Below are 20,065 nucleotides of genomic sequence, written 5' to 3'. Positions count from 1 at the left end.
CAGTTTAGTGCAAAAATCAAAGGTAAGGGAGGATTTTCACCTTTACCTTATTTTAACTTTAGCTCTAGTATAGGGTATGGACGTCCAGAAGAATCTGTTTCCGTTTCACTTACTATAAAAAAGCCATTATTAATATAGAATTTAGTTGCACTCTTATTGTCTTTATTTACATCAACTGTTGTAATATCAAAGTCTTTAATTAAAGAATTAATAATAGCTTTACCGTATCCTTTACCTATTTTATTAGGTTTTAAGAATAACATTTCTAAGTGTTGTTTATTTATAGCAGAAAAGCCAATTAAATCTTCTTTCTCATACCATAACTGGACATTAAGATGTGGGAAATATGAGGGTATTTCTTTTTTAAACTCTTCTCTATCGGTATCTCTTAAAAAATGATGAGTAGCTAAAACCGACTCTTCCCATATATTCAAAATTGTATCATAATCTTTCTGATTTGCTTTTCTATATATCATTAATATCTCTCCTTTAGTTTTAAATTATCAACTCCTTCCCAATAAGTATTTTATGATTTTCATGTTATATAACCACGAACTTAAAATGTTCATTAATAAAACCTCCAAATAAACATTTCGATAATTTGATTATAATATCAAATCTTTATTATTACTTTACAGTATTTTTTCATTTTAAGGGTATTTTGTTTTTTAACTTGATAGTGATGTGGTACTACCCCTGAACGGAAGAATGAAATATCGGCACAAACAGGTTATAATTATACTAAATAAACTATGTACCAAATGTTCAGTTATTCAATTTTTCCCTCTATCCATAAAAACAACAAGATACAAATAAAACTGATACAGCATATAAAAAGGGAAAAGGGCATCTATAGAGAATATTTAGTACATGGAATCATTTGTTAGAGGAAAGGGTGTGCACATATTGAAAGAAGAAAAAAGAAGTTCAACCGGTTTTTTAGTGAAACAAAGAGCTTTTTTAAAGCTTTACATGATTACAATGACAGAGCAGGAACGGCTATACGGACTGAAGCTTCTCGAGGTGCTGCGTTCGGAATTTAAACCCATCGGTTTTAAGCCGAACCATACCGAGGTGTACCGTTCGCTTCACGAACTTTTGGATGACGGGATTTTAAAGCAAGTAAAAGTGAAAAAAGAGGGAGCCAAACTCCAGGAAGTCGTTCTCTATCAATTTAAAGACTATGAGGCTGCGAAGCTTTACAAAAAACAGCTGAAGACAGAGCTTGACCGCTGCAAAAAGCTGATAGAAAAAGCCATTTCAGATAATTTTTAAATCCGGCCGGAACGCCCCCGGCCTCCCGGGCTCAAAAGGTTTGTTCTGTGATTCATTATACATAATAGCAGGCTCGGAACAATACATATCAATAATACCTTCAAACTTGACATCAACTCCTGAAGTGGTAACATAAAAAACGTGTGAAAAATACGAACAAAATACGAACAAGGGAGATGTTACCGATCTTAGATCAAAAGAAAGTTGCTTTTATCGGAGCAGGATCAATGGCTGAAGGAATGATATCAGGCATGGTCCGCGCAAAAAAAATTCCCAACCAAAACATCTGCGTGACAAACCGCCGCAATACAGAGCGACTCGCTGAATTGGAACATCAATACGGTATTCAAGGCATTGCTTTTGACAGCATGAAAACCGAAGACATTGATGTCTTTATTTTAGCCATGAAACCGAAGGATGCTGAAATCGCTCTGGCTGCGCTGAAACGGCGTATTCAACCTCATCAAATCATCCTGTCTGTTCTGGCAGGCATAACAACCTCATTTATACAACAATCATTACATGATAATCAGCCGGTTGTAAGAGTGATGCCGAACACATCCAGCATGATCGGCGAATCGGCAACAGCTGCGGCTTTCGGAGACCATGTCTCTTACGGTTCAGCAAAAACCGCGGTATCCCTTTTGGAATGCCTCGGGGAAGTGTACGTGATCAAGGAAGATCAGATGGACATTTTCACCGGCATCGCAGGCAGCGGACCGGCGTACTTTTATTATTTAATGGAGTTTATTGAAAAAGCAGGTGAAGAAGCCGGCTTAGACAAACGGCTGTCCCGCAAAATCGGCGCGCAAACGTTATTGGGCGCCGCTAAAATGCTGATGGAAACGGGTGAAAAACCGGATGTGCTTCGGGAAAACATCACCTCTCCAAACGGCACGACGGAAGCCGGCCTCGATGCGCTCAGGTCAGAAGGCGGCGGAGAAGCCATTGCCAAAGCCATTAAACACGCGACCGAACGTTCTATTGAGATCAGCAAAACAATTGAAAAAACGGCAGCACTATAATCGTTAAAAAACAGGAGTGATACAGTGACGTCTCGGACGAAGATCAAAAGAGTCGCGGTGAAAATCGGCAGCAGCTCACTGACGAGCCTGCACGGGGAAATCAGCAGAAGAAAGCTGGAAGCATTGGTGGATCAAATCGCACAGCTGAAAGACAGCGGCTATGAAGTGATTTTAGTATCTTCCGGCGCAGTGGCGGCAGGTTATCGGAAGCTCGGATTTATTCAGAAACCGGAAAGCCTCCCTGAAAAACAGGCTTCTGCTTCCATCGGGCAGGGATTATTAATGGAGGCTTATTCAAAGCTGTTTTTAGCGCACGGTTATGTCGCATCACAAATTTTAATTACAAGAAGCGACTTTTCCGATGAATACCGCTACCATAATGTGCGCAATACGATGAACGTCCTTTTGGAACGGGGCATTATTCCGATTATTAATGAAAATGACACGGTCACAGTCAACCGGCTGAAATTCGGAGATAACGATACACTCGCAGCGAAGGTGGCAGGTTTAATTGATGCCGACATGCTTGTGATTTTATCAGACATTGACGGTTTATATGATGATAATCCGCGCAGCAACCCGAAAGCGAAAAGAATCCGTCATGTAAGTGACATCACTCCGGAAATAGAAGCAAGCGCGGGAGATGCCGGGAGTGACATGGGAACCGGCGGAATGCGTTCGAAACTGGATGCTTTTAAAATTGTGATGGCCTCCGGTATTAAAGGCTTTCTCGGGCAGGCTAACATTCCGGACATTCTGCTTCAAGCGGTAGATGAGGCGGCTGAAGGAACTTATTTTGAAGCGAAAGGAACCCTGCCGTTAAACCACAAAGAACAATGGCTTGCATTTAATTCCGGCCCCGAAGGCGAAATTGTGATGGAAAAAGAAAGCAGCCGCGATGTCGCAAACGGAAATATGGAGCTGTCACCGCAGGACATCGAGCAGATTAAGGGCAGATTCAGCAGCGGAGCGGTTGTCAGGCTGCTTGATCAGCAGGGAGAAGAGCTCGGACTCGGCATCGTCAACTATTCCTCAGCCCAGCTGAAGACATTTAAAGAAACGCCGCCCAAACAGACCGATCAATCAGTCATTGATCCGGAAGCGTTTGTCTGCCACGTTGAACTATCCATTCCGATCGGCTGAGAAAGATCTATAAAAATATGAAAAAGCCCGAGGCTTCGTTTTGAAGCTCGGGTTTGTTTTTTATTGATATTGTTCAAGTTTGGAGAAAAATTGAATGACAAAATGATAGAAATCATTTGCAGACGGAGCCAGTTCCCTTCCTTTTGGTTTAATAATGCCTACGGTGCGCTTCACTTGAGGAAATTCAATCGGAATTTTGACCGTGAACCGGGGTGTGGTTTCTGCAAAGGTGCTTTCAGGTAATAAAGTAACTCCCATCCCCGCGGAGACTAATCCTTTAATGGCATCTAAATCCTCGCCTTCCGTCGATACAAGCGGCGCAAAGCCGGCCTGTCTGCAAGCGTCAATCGCCATGTTACGGAGAATAAACCCTTCAGGAAATAAAACAAATTGGTCGCCGCGCAGATCAATTAAATGAATATTTTTCTGTTTGGCAAGCGGATGATGCAGCGGAACAAGCGCGTAAATCTTTTCCGTGAATAAGATATTGCCTGTTATGTCGGGGAATTCCGTCGGAACGGGGCCGAGCAGCGCCGCATCTATATCCCTGTTTCTTACCGCTTCGATTAAAAACTTATAAGAACCCTGGCGGAGCAAAAACTCAACGTTCGGGTATTCCTCTTTAAACGCCGAAATCACCGTCGGCAAAAGCTGGCTTGCAAGGCTCGTCGGAAATCCTATTTTGACGGTTCCGCGATTCGGATCAAGATATTCATCGATTTGTTCCTTCGCGTAATCAATTGCTTTCATCGCCGTTTTAATATGTTCTAAAAATTGTTTGCCGATCGGCGTTAATTTAATATTTCTGCCTTCCCGTTCAAATAAAGTGACTTGCAGCTCTTCTTCAAGATTTGCAATCTGCCTGCTGATGGCGGATTGTGCGACATGCAGATGATCAGCCGCTTCTGACACATGTTCCCGTTCTGCTACCTCCACAAAATACCGAAGCTGGCGTAATTCCATTGCGTTCACACCTATCTATCTCATTTTGAGATGTATTTGATCTAAATTATATATTGTTTATATTGTTTTGAAAACTTACAATTAATTTAAAGTTGTCAGATTTTATGACCGATAATTAACGGAAACTGATCGGGGGAGAGGAATTATGACTTACAATCAAATGCCGAAAGCACAAGGTCTCTACCGTCCGGAATTTGAGCACGATGCATGCGGAATCGGCTTGTATGCCCATTTAAAAGGGAAACCTTCACATGACATTGTCAAAAAAGGACTGAAGATGCTTTGCCAGCTGGATCACAGAGGAGGACAGGGCAGTGATCCGAATACGGGTGACGGCGCCGGCCTGATGGTTCAGATCCCTGATGCTTTTTTTAAGAAAGAGTGCGGAGAAATGAGACTGCCGGAAAAAGGCCGTTACGGGGTAGGAATGGTCTTTTTCTCGCAAAATGAAGAGGAAAGAAAAAAGATCGAAAAACAGGTGAATGCATTCATTGAGCAGGAAGGACAGATCGTTCTCGGCTGGAGAACCGTCCCTGTAAATGTCGGAAAAATCGGAACAGTGGCACAAGGCACTTGCCCATATGTGCGTCAAGTATTCATCGGCGCCGCAAACGATTTGAAAGACAGCCTTGCTTTTGAACGCAAACTGTATGTCATCCGGAAGCAGGCGGAAAATTGGGGCGTTCAAGAACAGCTTGATTTTTACTTCGCAAGCTTGTCAAGCCAGACTATTGTTTATAAAGGGTTGTTAACGCCTGAGCAGGTTGACGCTTTTTATTTGGATTTGCAGGATGAAACCTTCGTATCTGCATTTTCACTCGTGCATTCAAGGTTCAGCACAAATACCTTTCCTACTTGGGAACGTGCCCATCCGAACCGCTATCTGATTCATAACGGAGAAATCAATACGCTCCGGGGCAATATCAATTGGATGAGAGCGAGGGAGCAGCAGTTCGTTTCAGAAAGCTTCGGAGACGATCTTCACAAAGTGCTGCCGATTCTAAATGCTGAGGGCAGTGACTCATCCATTCTTGATAATGCGTTTGAATTTTTCGTGATGGCAGGGCGGAAACCGGCACATACGGCAATGATGCTGATTCCGGAACCATGGACGGAAAACACTCACATGTCTAAAGCGAAACGGGCTTTTTATGAATATCACAGCTCTTTAATGGAGCCGTGGGACGGGCCGACCGCCATTTCGTTTACGGACGGAAAACAGATCGGCGCCATCCTTGACCGTAACGGCTTGCGTCCGGCACGTTACTATGTGACAAAAGATGACCATATTATTTTCTCATCTGAGGTCGGCGTTATTGAAGTAGAGCAGGAGACCATTCTTCATAAAAAACGTCTGGAGCCCGGAAAAATGCTGCTCATTGACTTAGAAGAAGGCCGGATTATTTCAGATGAAGAAGTGAAAACAGAAATTGCCAATGAATTCCCTTATCAAAAATGGCTTGAAGAAGAATTGGTTCAAGTGAATCCTGACCCGGAAATCCGGGAAGAGGAACAATTCGATGATCTTCTCGTCCGTCAAAAAGCGTTTGGCTATACGTATGAAGATATTCAGAAGTATTTAATTCCTGTTATTAAAGAAGGCAAGGACCCGCTCGGCTCTATGGGAAATGATTCGCCGCTCGCCGTTTTATCCGACCGCGCCCAATCACTGTTTCATTACTTTAAACAGCTGTTCGCGCAAGTCACAAACCCGCCGATTGATGCGATCCGCGAGCAGCTTGTGACCTCTACGGTGACCTGGCTTGGAGCTGAAGGCGATCTGCTGCATCCGAGTGAAAGAAATGCACGCCGCATAAAATTGTATACTCCTGTATTATCAAACGAACAGTTTTATGCGCTGAAAACACTTGTGCATCCTGACATTAAGAGCCAGAACATCCGCACGCTGTTTTCCGATGACCTAGAAAAAGGCCTGAAGGATTTGTTTCAGCAGGCGGAAAAAGCGATCAAGGAAGGCGTATCTCTGTTAATTTTATCTGACAGGGCAATGAGTAAGGAATTGACGCCGATTCCGCCGCTTTTGGCCGTCAGTGCGCTGCATCAGCATTTGATCCGTCAAGGCCTGCGAACAAAAGCAAGCATTATCGTTGAATCCGGGGAAGCGCGTGAAGTTCATCACTTTGCGGCTCTCATCGGGTATGGTGCAGATGCTGTCAATCCGTATTTGACTTACGCTACGTATAAGCAGGAAATCGATGAAGGCCGGCTTGATATTCCGTATGAAGAAGCTGTCAGCAAATACGGAAAGAGCGTAACAGAAGGCGTCGTGAAAGTGATGTCAAAAATGGGGATTTCAACTGTGCAAAGTTACAGGGGCGCCCAAATTTTTGAAGCGGTCGGCATCGGTGAAGACGTTATCGCCAAATACTTTACCGGTACTGCATCTCAGCTTGGCGGAATCGATATCGAGACGATTGCGCAAGAAGCGAAACAGCGCCATCAAGCGGCGTACAAGGATGATTACAGCCAAACCCTTGATCCGGGAAGTGAATTCCAATGGCGGAACGGAGGAGAGCACCACGCTTTCAACCCGAAAACCATCCATACGCTGCAATGGGCCTGCCGCAAAAATGATTACAGCCTGTTTAAGCAGTATTCTCATGCAGCGGATGAAGAACGAATCGGATTTTTACGCAATCTGTTCGCCTTCAAAGAAGACCGCAAGCCTTTAAAATTAGAGGAAGTTGAATCAGCTGCTTCCATCGTGAAACGTTTTAAAACAGGAGCGATGTCATTCGGTTCATTAAGCAAGGAAGCCCATGAGGCTTTAGCGATAGCGATGAACAGGCTTGGCGGAAAAAGCAACAGCGGAGAAGGCGGCGAGGACCCGAAACGTTTCGTTCCGGATGAAAATGGCGACGACAGAAGAAGTGCGATTAAACAGATTGCTTCCGGCCGTTTCGGCGTAAAGAGCCATTATCTCGTCAATGCGGATGAATTGCAGATCAAAATGGCGCAAGGGGCGAAGCCGGGAGAAGGCGGTCAGCTTCCGGGCAACAAGGTATATCCTTGGGTCGCGGATGTCCGCGGTTCTACACCAGGTGTAGGGCTGATCTCACCGCCTCCTCACCATGATATTTATTCAATTGAAGATTTGGCGCAGCTGATTCATGATTTGAAAAATGCAAATCGAAGCGCGCGAATCAGCGTCAAGCTCGTGTCAAAAGCCGGCGTCGGCACGATTGCGGCCGGTGTGGCAAAAGGCACTGCGGATGTCATCGTCATCAGCGGCTACGATGGCGGAACGGGCGCGTCACCGAAAACAAGTATTAAACATACGGGTCTTCCGTGGGAGCTTGGTCTTGCAGAAGCTCACCAAACGCTGATGCTGAACGGTTTACGGGATCGCGTGGTATTGGAAACGGACGGTAAGCTGATGACAGGCCGAGATGTCGTAATGGCCGCCTTGCTCGGTGCGGAGGAATTCGGCTTTGCTACAGCGCCGCTTGTCGTTCTCGGCTGCGTCATGATGCGCGCCTGCCATTTAGATACATGTCCTGTAGGTGTCGCGACGCAAAACCCGGAGCTCCGCAAAAAATTCATGGGCGATCCTGACCATATCGTAAATTACATGCTGTTTGTCGCAGAAGAAGTGCGTGAATATATGGCGCAGTTAGGCTTTAAGACGCTTGATGAAATGATCGGACGGACAGACGTTCTACATGTCAGTGAACGTGCGAAAGCGCATTGGAAAGCGGGCCAGCTTGATTTATCCACACTGCTGTACCAGCCTGAAGGCGTACGCACTTTCCGTACGGCGCAAAACCATAAAATCGACGAGTCGCTTGATATGACGGTTATTCTTCCGGCGGTGCAGGCTGCAATTGAAGCCGGTCAGGAAGCGGAAGCTGAAATCAAGATCAATAATACAAATCGCGTAGCCGGGACCGTGACGGGAAGTGAAATTTCTAAACGCTACGGAGCGGAAGGCCTGCCGGATGATACGATCAGACTTCATTTTACCGGATCAGCCGGACAGAGTTTCGGAGCATTTGTCCCTAAAGGGATGACGCTTCATTTGAACGGGGATTCAAATGACTACGTAGGCAAAGGGCTTTCAGGCGGAAAAATCATCGTGAAAGCGCCTGATGCCTTCAATTGTGAAACGCACGATAACGTTATTATCGGGAACGTCGCATTTTACGGAGCAACAAGCGGGGAAGCGTACATTAACGGGCGCGCAGGTGAACGTTTTGCAGTCCGTAACAGCGGAGTCAATGTCGTTGTAGAAGGTATCGGAGACCACGGCTGTGAATACATGACAGGCGGCCGGGTTGTCGTCCTCGGCGAAGTCGGCAAAAACTTCGGGGCGGGAATGTCAGGCGGTATCGCATACGTCCTGAGTGATGATGCCAAAGCATTTAAACGCAAATGCAACATGGAAATGATTTCATTTGAAAAGCTGATGGATGAGGCGGAGATCAAAGAAGTGCAAGAAATGGTCAAACGGCATGCGGCGCTGACAAACAGCAAAAAAGCCGCAGATCTTCTGGACAATTGGGAAAAAGCCGCAGAAACCTTTATCAAAGTCATTCCGAAAAACTATAAACAAATGCTCCTCAGCATCGAAGAACAAAAAGCGGCGGGTTTATCAGAAGAAGACGCAATTATGTATGCTTTTGAAGCCAATACAAAGGTTCACCAAACGCCTGCCAAAGTCCATAAACAAGCGGTAGTACAGTAAGAAAGGGGAGAGGAACATGGGGAAACCAACTGGATTCATGGAAGAAAAACGAGAAAAACCGGCTGAGCGGGACCCTCTCACTCGCTTAAAGGATTGGAAAGAGTATTCGGCTCCATTTTCAGATGAAGCGTCAAAGCGGCAGGGGGCGCGGTGTATGGATTGCGGCACACCGTTTTGCCAAATCGGCGCTGATATCAACGGTTTTACGTCCGGCTGCCCGATTTATAATCTGATACCGGAGTGGAATGACCTCGTCTATCGGGGGCGCTGGAAAGAAGCCTTGGAGCGCCTTCTGAAAACGAATAACTTTCCTGAATTCACAGGGCGGGTCTGTCCCGCTCCTTGTGAAGGATCTTGTACGCTGGCTATTTCAGATCCGGCTGTTTCAATTAAAAACATCGAGCGGACGATCATTGACAAAGGTTTTGAGAACGGATGGATTCAGCCGAGAATTCCAGCGAAACGCACAGGTAAAAAAGTCGCTGTCGTCGGTTCAGGCCCGGCAGGTCTGGCAAGCGCTGATCAGCTGAACCAAGCCGGTCATTCCGTAACGGTCTATGAGCGTGCCGACAGAGCCGGCGGTCTGCTGATGTACGGCATTCCGAGCATGAAGCTTGAGAAAAGTGTCGTCGAACGCCGTATTAAACTTTTGACGCAGGAAGGTATAGATTTTGTAACAAATACCGAAATCGGCGTTGACATAACGGCAGATGAGCTGAAAGATCAATTTGATGCCGTCATTTTGTGCACAGGCGCCCAAAAGCAGCGCAATCTGCTGATTGAAGGCCGGGAAGCAAAAGGCGTCCATTATGCGATGGACTATTTAACACTGGCGACGAAAAGCTATTTAGATTCCAACTTTAAAGACAAACAATATATAGACGCTAAAGGGAAAGACGTCATCGTAATCGGCGGAGGAGACACAGGAGCTGACTGCGTGGCAACCGCGCTGCGCCAAAAAGCGCGCAGCGTGCACCAGTTCGGGAAACATCCTAAACTTCCTCAAACGCGCACGAACGACAATATGTGGCCTGAACAGCCGCACGTCTTTACCCTTGAATACGCCTATGAAGAAGCGCAGGCAAAGTTCGGCAAAGACCCGAGAGAATATTCAATTCAGACGACAAAAATGGTGGCCGATAAGCAGGGCCGCTTACAAGAGATTCACACCATTCAAATGGAAAAAGTCAGAAACGAATTCGGAAAGTATGAATTTCATGAACTGCCCGGGACAGAAAAAGTATGGCCTGCTCAGCTGGTGTTCATCGCCATCGGTTTTGAAGGGACGGAACAGCCATTATTGAAACAGTTCGGTGTCGATTCGGCAAATCATAAAATTCAGGCGGCATATGGGGATTATAAAACGAATGTTGACGGTGTTTTCGCCGCAGGGGATGCGAGAAGGGGCCAAAGCCTGATTGTATGGGCGATTAATGAAGGCCGGGAAGCAGCGCGCGAAGTCGACAGTTATTTAATGGGGAGCACTGTTTTACCGTAAATAAAGGGGTTTATTTATAAAACCGGCTGGGATCAGCCGGTTTTTCGTATTGAAATGAAACCTCCTTCTTCCTTTATTGGTCATATAAAGGTAACGTGGAAGATAATATATGGAATTTTGTTTTACAGAGTGGAGAGATTGTTTTCTTCCGCAGACTGAGACGATTTGCAAGCCTTGAGCAGTCGACCACGGTGCTGCTGACGGGCTCTGTGTGTATGCAGTCGATTTGCGGGCAGATTTTAATTGATGAAGAAAAACATATTGAATTTCAAGCGGAAACGCTTATAAACAAATAAGCAAACGGACGGGTCCGCTCCTCTTTTTTAGACATCCAAACGTAAGCTGATATTGCCGAACTGCCGTCCTTCCCGCATTCTGTTAAAAGCGGCAGCTGCTTCACTGAGAGGGTACATGCGGTCGATAATGGGACGGATGCCGCAGCGGTTTACCAATTCCAGCATATCCGCAAATTCCTCATTGCTTCCCATTGATGTACCGAGAATATGAATCTGCGGAAAAAACAGCGAGCGAATAGGAAATCCGAGCTGATCGCCTGAACTGGCGCCGAATGTTACGATCCGGCCATTCGGTTTCATAATGTCAAGATAGTGTTGAAATAAGGCGGGGCCTACACCGTCAAGTATGATATCTGCTTTTTCGCCATTCAGCGCCTCATTCCAGTCACCGTAGCTGTCAATCGCCCGGTCTGCACCGTATGACAGTGCGGTTTGTTTTTTGTTTTCACTGCGGGAGGTGACGCTGACTGTCGCTCCGATAGCTTTTGCCATTAATAAGGCGTATGTTGCCACGCCGCTTCCGATGCCCGGAAGGATAAGATGTTCGCCTTTTTTTAATTGTCCTTTTGTAAATAAGGCGCGATAAGCGGTTAATGCTGATAACGGCAGCACGCCCGCTTCCTCCCAAGTCAGGTGTTCGGGTTTTAAAACGGCATTTTCCTCAGGAACGATGACATAAGGTGAAAATGTTCCGTCGCTCGGACCGCCTAAAATGTCAGGGACGGCCGGTACGTCCTCAACAGTCTTCCAATTCAGCACCGGGTTGATGATGACTTCTGCATGCAGTAAATGAGACCGGACGCCGTGTCCTATTTCGGTTACGATTCCCGCGCCGTCTGAACCGAGAGTAAATTCATGGTTTCCGGTTTCGTGGTTTTTCATTAAAAACAAATCACGATGGTTTAATCCGGCTGTTTTCAGCTTTATTTTTACTTCGCCGTTTCCCGGCCTTTTGTCAGGTGCCTGCCTGAAATCAAAGCCATTTTCGTGTATGATAAGGGCATTCATCATTCTTCTCTCCTTTATGATTGATGAGAAAGATTTTACAGGCTGTATCAGCTGCAGTAAATAAATGAAAATTGATAGCCCGCTATCAATAAAATTCATAGCAAGAAGGTGCCCTTACATGGAAAGCGGAGACTTAAAGATTTTTCAGGCTGTCGCCCGCAAAGGAAGTATTTCAAAGGCGGCAGAAAGCCTGCATTATGTTCAATCAAATGTGACAAACAGGATTCAGCAGCTGGAACGGCAATTGCAAACACAGCTTTTTTACCGCACAAATCGGGGCATGACGCTGACGCCCGCAGGTGAAAACTTATTGAAAGACGCAGACAGAATCCTTCAATTGCTGCATGAGGCGCAAAAAACGGCGCAAGAGGCAGGCGATCCGAACGGCCCGCTTCGAATCGGTTCTCTTGAAACGGCGGCAGCCGTCCATCTCCCTCAATTTTTCACAGAGTATTGCAGCCGCTGCCCGAAAGTACAGCTGTCTCTGTCAACCGGTGATACACATACCTTAGTGCAGCGCGTCTTACACTATGAGCTGGACGGCGCTTTTGTTTATGGTCCGGTCGAATACGAAGATCTTGAACAAGTCGCTGTATTTCAAGAAGAATTGGTCTTGGCTTCAAATAAGCGGGAAGGCAGTTTGCAAGACTTGTTGCGAGAGCCGATTCTGTATTTTGCCACGGGCTGTTCGCACCGCCGCAAAATAAAAAACATACTGAAAGAAGAAGCAGTACCCGCACATAAAATCATTGAATTCGGTACGTTGGAAGCCATTATTGGGGCGGTGCAGGCGGGGATGGGGGTTTCCTTTCTGCCTACATCAGCCGTCCGTTATTTTCAAAACAGGAAAAATCTTTTTCTTCATGAGCTTCCTGAACAGTTTCGGGATATGAATATATCATTCATCTACCGGAGTGATTTATTTTTGACATCGGCGTTTGAAGAACTGCTGAATGGATTAAAAGCATTACCGAACGGAAGATGAGAAAACAGGACAGCTGTGTACGCCAATTTTTTCGTTCTGGTTTTTCTTAAAAAAACTTTCTTTTTCGGAAAATTTATGTATAATAAAAGAAAGTTTTTCGGATAAAGTATCTGCAATGATAAGGACATGAGACATTTTAACCGGCCATACAGAGAGGGAAGGCACGGCTGAGACCTTCCCGGCACGAAGAATGAGCTTACCGCCTTTTGAGCTGTATTGGTGAACGAAAGCAGCCGATACCGTATAGCCGCGTTACGGCAAAAATGAGCCGTCACTTGAAGTGGCGGGAATTTGGGTGGAACCGCGGGTCTGACACACACTCGTCCCTAGCTTTGGGATGAGTGTGTTTTTTATTTTATTAAAAATAAAGGAGAGATCAGACCGTGAAGGAGCCACACATTGTGATTACTTTTCCTGATGGGAAACAAAAAAAATACCGGAAAGGCGTTACGTTAGAAGAGATCGCACAATCAATCAGTCCGAGTCTGAAAAAGGCATCTGCCGCCGGAAAGATAAACGGATCGTTATTTGACCTTAGAAGAAGCATTCAGATTGACGCGGCGATTGAACTGTGCAGTTTTCAGTCTGAAGCGGGACTGGAAGTGATGAGACACACAGCAGCACACGTATTGGCGCAAGCGGTAAAACGTCTGTATCCGAAGGTTTGTTTAGGGATCGGACCCGTTATTGAAAATGGCTTTTATTATGATTTTGATATGGATGAAACAATTACTGAAAAAGACCTGGCCGTCATTGAAAAAGAGATGAACCGAATCATTTCGGAAAATCCGGAAATTATCAGAGAAGAAATCTCCAGAGAAGAGGCAGAGCAGCTGTTTGCTCATGAACCGCTGAAGCTTGAGCTCTTAGCCGGTATTCCGCAGACTGATACAATCAGTATATACCGCCAGAGCGAATTCATTGATTTATGCCGGGGTCCGCACTTGGCGTCTGCCGGACAGATAAAAGCTTTTTCGCTCACTCATGTATCAGGGGCTTATTGGCGCGGCGACAGCAACCAAAAAATGCTCCAGCGTATCTATGGAAAAGCATTTTCCTCAGAAAAGGAGCTGAACAGACATTTTCAGCTGTTGAAAGAGGCGGAGATGAGAAATCATCGGAAATTGGGAGCGGAGTTACAACTTTTTATGTTTTCGGAAGAAGCGCCGGGTATGCCTTTTTATCTGCCGAACGGTCAGTTTATCCGAAACACGCTTGAATCATTTCTGCGTTCAAAGCAGGATGCCTATCATTATCAGGAAGTGCGCACCCCTATGATGATGAACCAGCGTCTTTGGGAGCAATCCGGTCACTGGGAACATTATAAAGAGAATATGTATTTCTCAGAAGCCGATCATCAGCGCTTCGCGTTAAAGCCGATGAACTGCCCCGGCCACATGCTCATATTTAAAGAAAAGCTTCGTTCTTATCGTGATCTTCCGATTCGGATGGCTGAGTTCGGTCAGGTGCACCGTCACGAATTCAGCGGGGCGCTTAATGGCCTGCTCCGCGTCAGATCTTTTTGCCAGGATGACGCACACATTTTTGTAACGCAGGATCAAATCGAGAGTGAGATCGCTTCGGCGCTGCAGCTTATTCACGAGGTGTACACCGCATTTGGTTTTTCCTATGATATTGAGCTGTCAACAAGACCGGAAGATTACATGGGAAGCGAACACTTGTGGGACAGGGCTGAGAGCGCATTAGAAAAAGTATTAAAAGAACAGGGATATCGTTTTCGGTTTAATCGGGGAGATGGTGCATTTTACGGACCGAAAATTGATATTCATATAAAAGATGCGCTGAACCGGAGCCATCAATGCGCCACTGTCCAACTGGATTTTCAAATGCCGGAGAAATTTGATTTAACATATATTGATGAAAAAAACCAAAAAGTCCGTCCTGTTGTCATTCACCGGGCGGTATTCGGATCTCTCGACAGATTTCTCGGAATCATTACAGAACATTTCGGGGGAGCGTTCCCTTTATGGCTTGCACCGGTACAGGCAAAAATCATCCCAGTATCAAACACCGCACACCGGGACTGCGCAGAACAGGTGCACCGGCAAATGAAGAAAGCGGGTATCCGGGCTGAGCTTGATCAGCGCGATGAAAAACTCGGCTATAAAATCAGAGAAGCACAAATGAAAAAAATACCGTATATTGCTGTTGTGGGAGATCGAGAGTGCCGCCATCAATCTGTACATGTAAGGCAATACGGGCGGGAAGACACATTTGAAGAGAATGTGAGTGATTTTATTTCCCGGATCATAAGAGAGGCAAAACAAAAAATAGAGATTTAATAAAAACAATATTGACATATCGTAAAATCACGATATAATAAAGCGTATGAAACCTATTGATGTTTTTAAAGCGTTGTCTAATGAGTCACGGCTTGAGATTTTGCAATGGCTGAAAGAGCCGGACCGTCACTTCGCCCCGCATGATGGCATTGATATGAATGAGATCGGAGTATGTGTCAGCCAGATCACCGATAAGCTTCAGATGACACAGTCAACGGCGTCTCAATATCTTTCCATCCTTCAGCGGGCGGGCCTTATCCAAACAAAACGGATTGGCAAATACACCTATTATAAAAGAGATGAAGACGCGATAAAGGCGATGGCCGATTATTTTCAGCGCGAAATGTAGGGCTGAATCCTTTAGAAGAGGGATTCAGTTTCTTTTTCCGACTACACATCGACATATTGCGATTTGTTTCTGTTTGTTCAACTCTTTATATCGATATATCACAATATATCTTTATATAAATCATCAATGAAGGAGTGTGTCAGGTGCAAAATACCTGGAAGATTTACATTTTGGCAATTATCAGTTTTTTAGTGGGGACGTCTGAATATGTGATATCAGGGATGCTTGATAAAATTGCAGGTTCCTTGGGAGTTACTGTGGCAGCGGCAGGGCAGCTGATTACGATTTTTTCACTTGTTTATGCAATCGGAACACCTGTCATGATGGCCCTTACAGCAAAACTGGATAGAAGGAAGCTTATGATCTATGCTCTTGGGCTGTTTGTTATCGGGAATATCATTTCTTTCCTTGTGCAGGGATTCGGCTTATTTGCGGGAGCGCGGGTGATCATGGCGCTTGGAGCAGGAACCGTGGTGGTCACCGCGCTTACGATCGCAGCAAAAATCGCTCCCCCGGGAAAACAGGCAAGTTCTCTCGCAACCGTCATTATGGGGTTTACGGCGGCGCTCATTATCGGTGTTCCGATCGGAAGAACCGTGTCTGAAGCTTTTGGCTGGAAGGTGGTTTTTGCCGGAATTGCGGCAATCGGAATCATTGCCATGCTTATTATACGTTTCGCGTTGCCTGAGATAAAAGGAGATAAACCGGTGCCGCTCATTCAGCAATTTTCTCTTTTGAAGAAACGAAAGGTGGCTGTCGGGCTGGCCATTACGTTTTTTTGGCTCGGAGGCTATTCGGTTGCGTATACGTACCTTTCTCCGTATTTACTGAACGTCACTCATATCGGCAGCGGAATACTGAGTACATTGCTGCTTATTTTCGGTGTTGCAAGTCTTGCCGGTTCTAAAGCAGGCGGTTTCAGCGCAGACAAATGGGGGGCGCGTATGACATTAACCGGCGGAATGGCGCTTCATGCTATCATGCTCATGTTATTGCCGTTTGTCACACATTCTGCTTTCGGAGCGGCGGCAGTGCTTATTTTTTGGTCCTTCGCCGCCTGGTCATCTGGGCCTGCTCAGCAGTATCATTTGGCAACGATGGAGCCTGAATCATCGGGTGTATTACTTGGCCTCAACCAGTCTGTCATGCAGCTGGCTATGGCGGCCGGGGCGGGCATCGGGGGCATTGTTGTCACTCATCTGTCTCTTGCATCAGTGACATGGATCGGATCAGCGGGTGTTGTCATCGCGATGTGCGGTGTGCTTTCGCTTGCGTCATTAACGTCTGAAAAAACCTCATCTGAATACAGTGCAGAATAAACAAAAGCCTCGTTTCTCAGCTTGAGAAACGAGGCTTTTTATCTTGTTATTTTGTATGTTTTTTCAAGTTTACGCCGATTGCGGCTCCGTTTCGGCTTGAGTCGGCAACTCCGGTGAAGGTGCCGTTTTCACGGTCAATCAGGATGCTTTGCACATTACCGATATCAACCGGGCTGCTGCCGAATTTATGCCCCATTTCGTTCAGTTTTGTGCGGGTTTCTTCCGGCACTCCTTTTTCATATCGATAGGATGTCATGCTGTTTGTGTAAATTCTCGGCTCTTCGACCGCCGCTTTCAGATCCATGCCGTACTCAACTTTGTTCAGGATCGTTTGCAGGACGGAAGAAATAATCGTTGCTCCGCCGGGGGAGCCGACAGTCAGGACAGGTTCGTTATTTTTGAATAAAATAGTCGGAGTCATGCTGCTGAGTGGACGTTTATTCGGCTGCACTTCATTTGCGCCGCCAGGCACCGCATCGAAGTCTGTTAACTCATTATTCAACACAACGCCGTATCCGGGAACCATAATGCCGGAACCGAACAGCTGTTCAATCGTTGTCGTATAAGATACGACATTGCCGAAGCGATCAGTTACCGTGAAGTGAGTCGTTTGGCCTTCTTGTTTGTCAGTCGGCTGCTCCACTTGTTTATAGTTTGCAGAACCTTCCTGATAGGCCCAAGGGTCGCCGGCTTTCGGTTTTTTATTGACTTTATCAATATCTATCAGCTGTCTGCGGGCATTGATATAATCTGGATTCAAGAGGCCTTTGAGAGGGACGTTGACGAATTCTGGATCCCCGGCAAATGCGGCGCGGTCAGCATAAGCCAAATGCATCGTTTCTGCGAGAAGCTGATATTTTTGCCAAGAACGGATATCATATTGAGAAAGCTTAAAATCATCCAGGAGGTTCAGCATTTGCAACAGGAAAACACCGCCCGAGCTTGGAGGAGGAGCAGTTGCGATATGATAGCCCTGGTAATCTCCCCAGATCGGTTCGTCAATCGTCACATTGAAGTTTTTAATATCTTTTTCTGTCATTGAGCCGCCGAATTCCTGCACTGTTTCCGCAAGCTTTTTGGAGAATGCTCCGTCATAGAATGCTTTTGTGCCTTTGTACTTAATAGCTGTAAATGTTTTGGCTAAGTCTTTTTGGATGAGTGTGTCTCCTTCTTTCAGAGGTTCTCCGTCCGGAAGAAACACGTCTTTTGCAGCAGTGTGTGATAATTTGTCTTTATAATCTGAGATGGCATCAGCTAAAACCGAATCGATCGGAAAGCCTTTTGAGGCAAGTTTAATGGAAGGGGTGATGAGTTGTTTCATGGAGCGTGTGCCCCATTTGTCGAGCGCTTTTTCAAGTCCTTTTAATGTTCCCGGAACACCGACTGCAGTCCCTTTCGTAACGCGTTCGGAGAAAGGGATGGCTTTGCCGTTTTCGTCAAGGAACATATCCGGTGTTGCGCCTGCCGGTGCGCGTTCCCGGCTGTCGATAATGGTGGTGTCTTTCGTCTTCGCATCATAAACCATCATAAATCCGCCGCCGCCGATTCCCGACATCATCGGTTCAGTTACGTTTAATGCGAATTGAATGGCAACCGCGGCGTCAATTGCATTGCCGCCTTTTTTCAGCACGTCTGCACCGATTTGCGAAGCGAGAGGATGGGCGGTGGCAACCATGCCGTCTTTGCCGACATCTACCTGTTTGTAGTCGTCATAGGAAAACGGGTGTTTCTTAGCCTGAGCGTGATAAGGGATGCTTCCGGCCGCGAGCAACGTACTGAGCAGAACGATAAAACAGAGATTCATAAACTTTTTCTTTTTCATAGTCTGCCTCCTTTGTTTTCCGCTTACAATTATAGAGTAAGTAAAATGTGCTGTTTTCACAAGTGACAAACGGAATAGTCCGGTGCGTAAAAAGCCGGAGTTTCTGTGTGAATGTAATCAGTCGCAAATAGGCTAAATGGGAAACCGGACTGAAAAAGCTGTGAAACAAGCATAAAGACAAAAAATAAGCTACAATAAACAAAACAGAATTCACTCACATGACATATGAAAGGAACGTGAGCCATGTATTTAACGATCAAAGAGACAGCGGAGTTTACCAGTCTTCCTGAAGAATATGTGCACAATCTTGTTTTGACGAATAAAATAAGGGCCGTCCATGACGGGCAGCAATATTTAATCAACAAGGAACAATTTCAAACCCATCTCGAACAGCTGGAAAAATATAAGGAAATGATTCAAGAGTTTTTAAATGAGCCGCTTCCTGAAGACATTGATGTAAAAGATGAAGACTAGGACACAATTTCATATTGTGTCTTTTTTTTGCATTTTTTTCGGTTGCTCACAAAAAAACGGATGCTCAGATTTCATTTTAAGGCCGTTGTTTTCATTTTTTAATGCCTTGGGTCTCTATTTGTTTAAAATCTCGTCACTGGGCTGAAAATGATGTTTTTGAGGAATTTGTTGAAACTGCGTATCTGATTCACCTTATGTAACACTATGTATATTATGTTACATAAGACCCTTTATCCTTTATCATTCAACGGGTTTCGTCTATAATAGTAACATAAAGCTCAATATGTTACTTTACTATTATAAGGGGTTTTTTGATGCATATCGTACAGCCGATCCGAAGTTTGGAGAAGATCCAGGAAGTCAAACAGTATTTAATGAAGAAAAGTGATCGTGATTATTTTTTATTTATTTTTGGCATGAACAGCGCACTGCGGATTTCTGATGTTCTGCCGCTTCGCGTGAGGGATGTCAGGAACAAAGACCATGTGTGGGCAACCGAAAGCAAAACGAGAAAGAAAAGAAAAATTCTGATACTGGAGTCTTTAAAGGCCGACATATACGCTTATACAAAAGACATGAAAGAGGATGACTATTTGTTTAAATCGAAACGGACGAATAAGCCCATATCCCGGATTCAGGCATACAGAATATTAAAGGAAGCGGCTGCCGCTTGCGGATTGGAGGAAATCGGGACGCATACGCTTAGAAAGACGTTCGGGTATCATTTTTATCAGAGGACAAAAGACATTGCTGAACTGCAGAGGATTTTGAATCATTCTTCTCCGTCTATTACAATGCGTTATATCGGAATAGATGAAGATACGACGAGAGCCGCCTATAAAGTGTTCGGAGGGCTGTAGACTTGAAAAAAACGGCCGCCAGCGTTACTATAATAGAAGC

The 20,065-nt window shown here is 45.5% G+C and carries 15 protein-coding genes; 11 read left to right on the top strand and 4 right to left on the bottom strand.

Annotated elements, in window-relative coordinates:
* Positions 1-47 precede the first annotated feature (47 nt).
* Positions 48-476 carry a GNAT family N-acetyltransferase gene (locus tag NSQ37_RS16245; RefSeq protein WP_000640391.1) on the bottom strand — a complete coding sequence of 143 codons (429 nt, stop codon included), beginning with the start codon at positions 474-476 and terminating at the stop codon, positions 48-50.
* A 430-nt stretch (positions 477-906) separates the two neighbouring features.
* Here NSQ37_RS16245 and rtp point away from each other — a divergent pair, with 430 nt between their 5' ends.
* From rtp to proB, 3 genes are all read left to right on the top strand, one after another.
* Positions 907-1,275: a replication termination protein gene (rtp, locus tag NSQ37_RS16240; RefSeq protein ID WP_003153833.1), complete on the top strand. Its 369-nt coding sequence runs from the start codon at positions 907-909 to the stop codon at positions 1,273-1,275.
* 176 nt (positions 1,276-1,451) lie between these two features.
* The gene (proC, locus tag NSQ37_RS16235; protein ID WP_007407345.1) at positions 1,452-2,300 is read left to right on the top strand and encodes a pyrroline-5-carboxylate reductase; all 849 of its coding nucleotides are present in this window, start codon (positions 1,452-1,454) and stop codon (positions 2,298-2,300) included.
* 24 nt (positions 2,301-2,324) lie between these two features.
* Positions 2,325-3,443, top strand: coding sequence for a glutamate 5-kinase (gene proB, locus NSQ37_RS16230; protein WP_046702310.1), 1,119 nt, complete (start codon positions 2,325-2,327; stop codon positions 3,441-3,443).
* Between the two features lie 60 nt (positions 3,444-3,503).
* Here proB and NSQ37_RS16225 read toward each other — a convergent pair whose 3' ends face one another.
* A complete protein-coding gene (locus NSQ37_RS16225) occupies positions 3,504-4,406 on the bottom strand; it encodes a LysR family transcriptional regulator (RefSeq protein ID WP_082998582.1) in 903 nt (300 codons plus the stop codon).
* Positions 4,407-4,551: 145 nt separating this feature from the next.
* Between NSQ37_RS16225 and gltB the strand changes: the two genes are divergently transcribed.
* Both gltB and gltD read left to right on the top strand, forming a co-directional pair.
* Positions 4,552-9,111, top strand: coding sequence for a glutamate synthase large subunit (gene gltB, locus NSQ37_RS16220; protein ID WP_253612924.1), 4,560 nt, complete (start codon positions 4,552-4,554; stop codon positions 9,109-9,111).
* Positions 9,112-9,127: 16 nt separating this feature from the next.
* A complete protein-coding gene (gltD, locus tag NSQ37_RS16215; protein ID WP_012117713.1) occupies positions 9,128-10,609 on the top strand; it encodes a glutamate synthase small subunit in 1,482 nt (493 codons plus the stop codon).
* A 323-nt stretch (positions 10,610-10,932) separates the two neighbouring features.
* Here gltD and NSQ37_RS16210 read toward each other — a convergent pair whose 3' ends face one another.
* Entirely contained in the window at positions 10,933-11,913 is a 981-nt protein-coding gene (locus tag NSQ37_RS16210; RefSeq protein WP_015239983.1) for a zinc-binding dehydrogenase, read from the bottom strand.
* A 118-nt stretch (positions 11,914-12,031) separates the two neighbouring features.
* On the opposite strand from NSQ37_RS16210, the gene NSQ37_RS16205 reads away from it, so the two are divergent.
* The 4 genes from NSQ37_RS16205 to NSQ37_RS16190 all read left to right on the top strand — a co-directional run bounded on the left by NSQ37_RS16205 (position 12,032) and on the right by NSQ37_RS16190 (position 16,869).
* Positions 12,032-12,898: a LysR family transcriptional regulator gene (locus tag NSQ37_RS16205; protein ID WP_015239982.1), complete on the top strand. Its 867-nt coding sequence runs from the start codon at positions 12,032-12,034 to the stop codon at positions 12,896-12,898.
* Between the two features lie 383 nt (positions 12,899-13,281).
* Complete coding sequence (gene thrS, locus NSQ37_RS16200; RefSeq protein ID WP_326365265.1) at positions 13,282-15,201, top strand: threonine--tRNA ligase; 1,920 nt, start codon at positions 13,282-13,284, stop codon at positions 15,199-15,201.
* Positions 15,202-15,247: 46 nt separating this feature from the next.
* The gene (locus tag NSQ37_RS16195) at positions 15,248-15,550 is read left to right on the top strand and encodes an ArsR/SmtB family transcription factor (RefSeq protein WP_003153841.1); all 303 of its coding nucleotides are present in this window, start codon (positions 15,248-15,250) and stop codon (positions 15,548-15,550) included.
* A gap of 143 nt (positions 15,551-15,693) precedes the next feature.
* Positions 15,694-16,869 (top strand): MFS transporter, encoded by a 1,176-nt coding sequence (locus NSQ37_RS16190; protein ID WP_007407356.1) that lies wholly within the window; start codon positions 15,694-15,696, stop codon positions 16,867-16,869.
* Between the two features lie 46 nt (positions 16,870-16,915).
* On the opposite strand, the gene ggt is transcribed toward NSQ37_RS16190, so the two are convergent.
* On the bottom strand, positions 16,916-18,691 hold the full coding sequence (gene ggt, locus NSQ37_RS16185; RefSeq protein ID WP_326365264.1) for a gamma-glutamyltransferase: 1,776 nt from the start codon (positions 18,689-18,691) through the stop codon (positions 16,916-16,918).
* Positions 18,692-18,934: 243 nt separating this feature from the next.
* On the opposite strand from ggt, the gene NSQ37_RS16180 reads away from it, so the two are divergent.
* Together NSQ37_RS16180 and NSQ37_RS16175 are read left to right on the top strand one after the other, a co-directional pair.
* Positions 18,935-19,165 (top strand): excisionase family DNA-binding protein, encoded by a 231-nt coding sequence (locus NSQ37_RS16180; RefSeq protein ID WP_003153848.1) that lies wholly within the window; start codon positions 18,935-18,937, stop codon positions 19,163-19,165.
* 314 nt (positions 19,166-19,479) lie between these two features.
* Positions 19,480-20,025: a site-specific integrase gene (locus NSQ37_RS16175; RefSeq protein WP_003153850.1), complete on the top strand. Its 546-nt coding sequence runs from the start codon at positions 19,480-19,482 to the stop codon at positions 20,023-20,025.
* Positions 20,026-20,065 lie beyond the last annotated feature (40 nt).

The sequence above is a fragment of the Bacillus sp. FSL P4-0334 genome, from assembly GCF_038004825.1.
GTDB classification, from domain to species: domain Bacteria; phylum Bacillota; class Bacilli; order Bacillales; family Bacillaceae; genus Bacillus; species Bacillus velezensis.
This window is presented reverse-complemented; position numbering and strand designations above follow the sequence as displayed.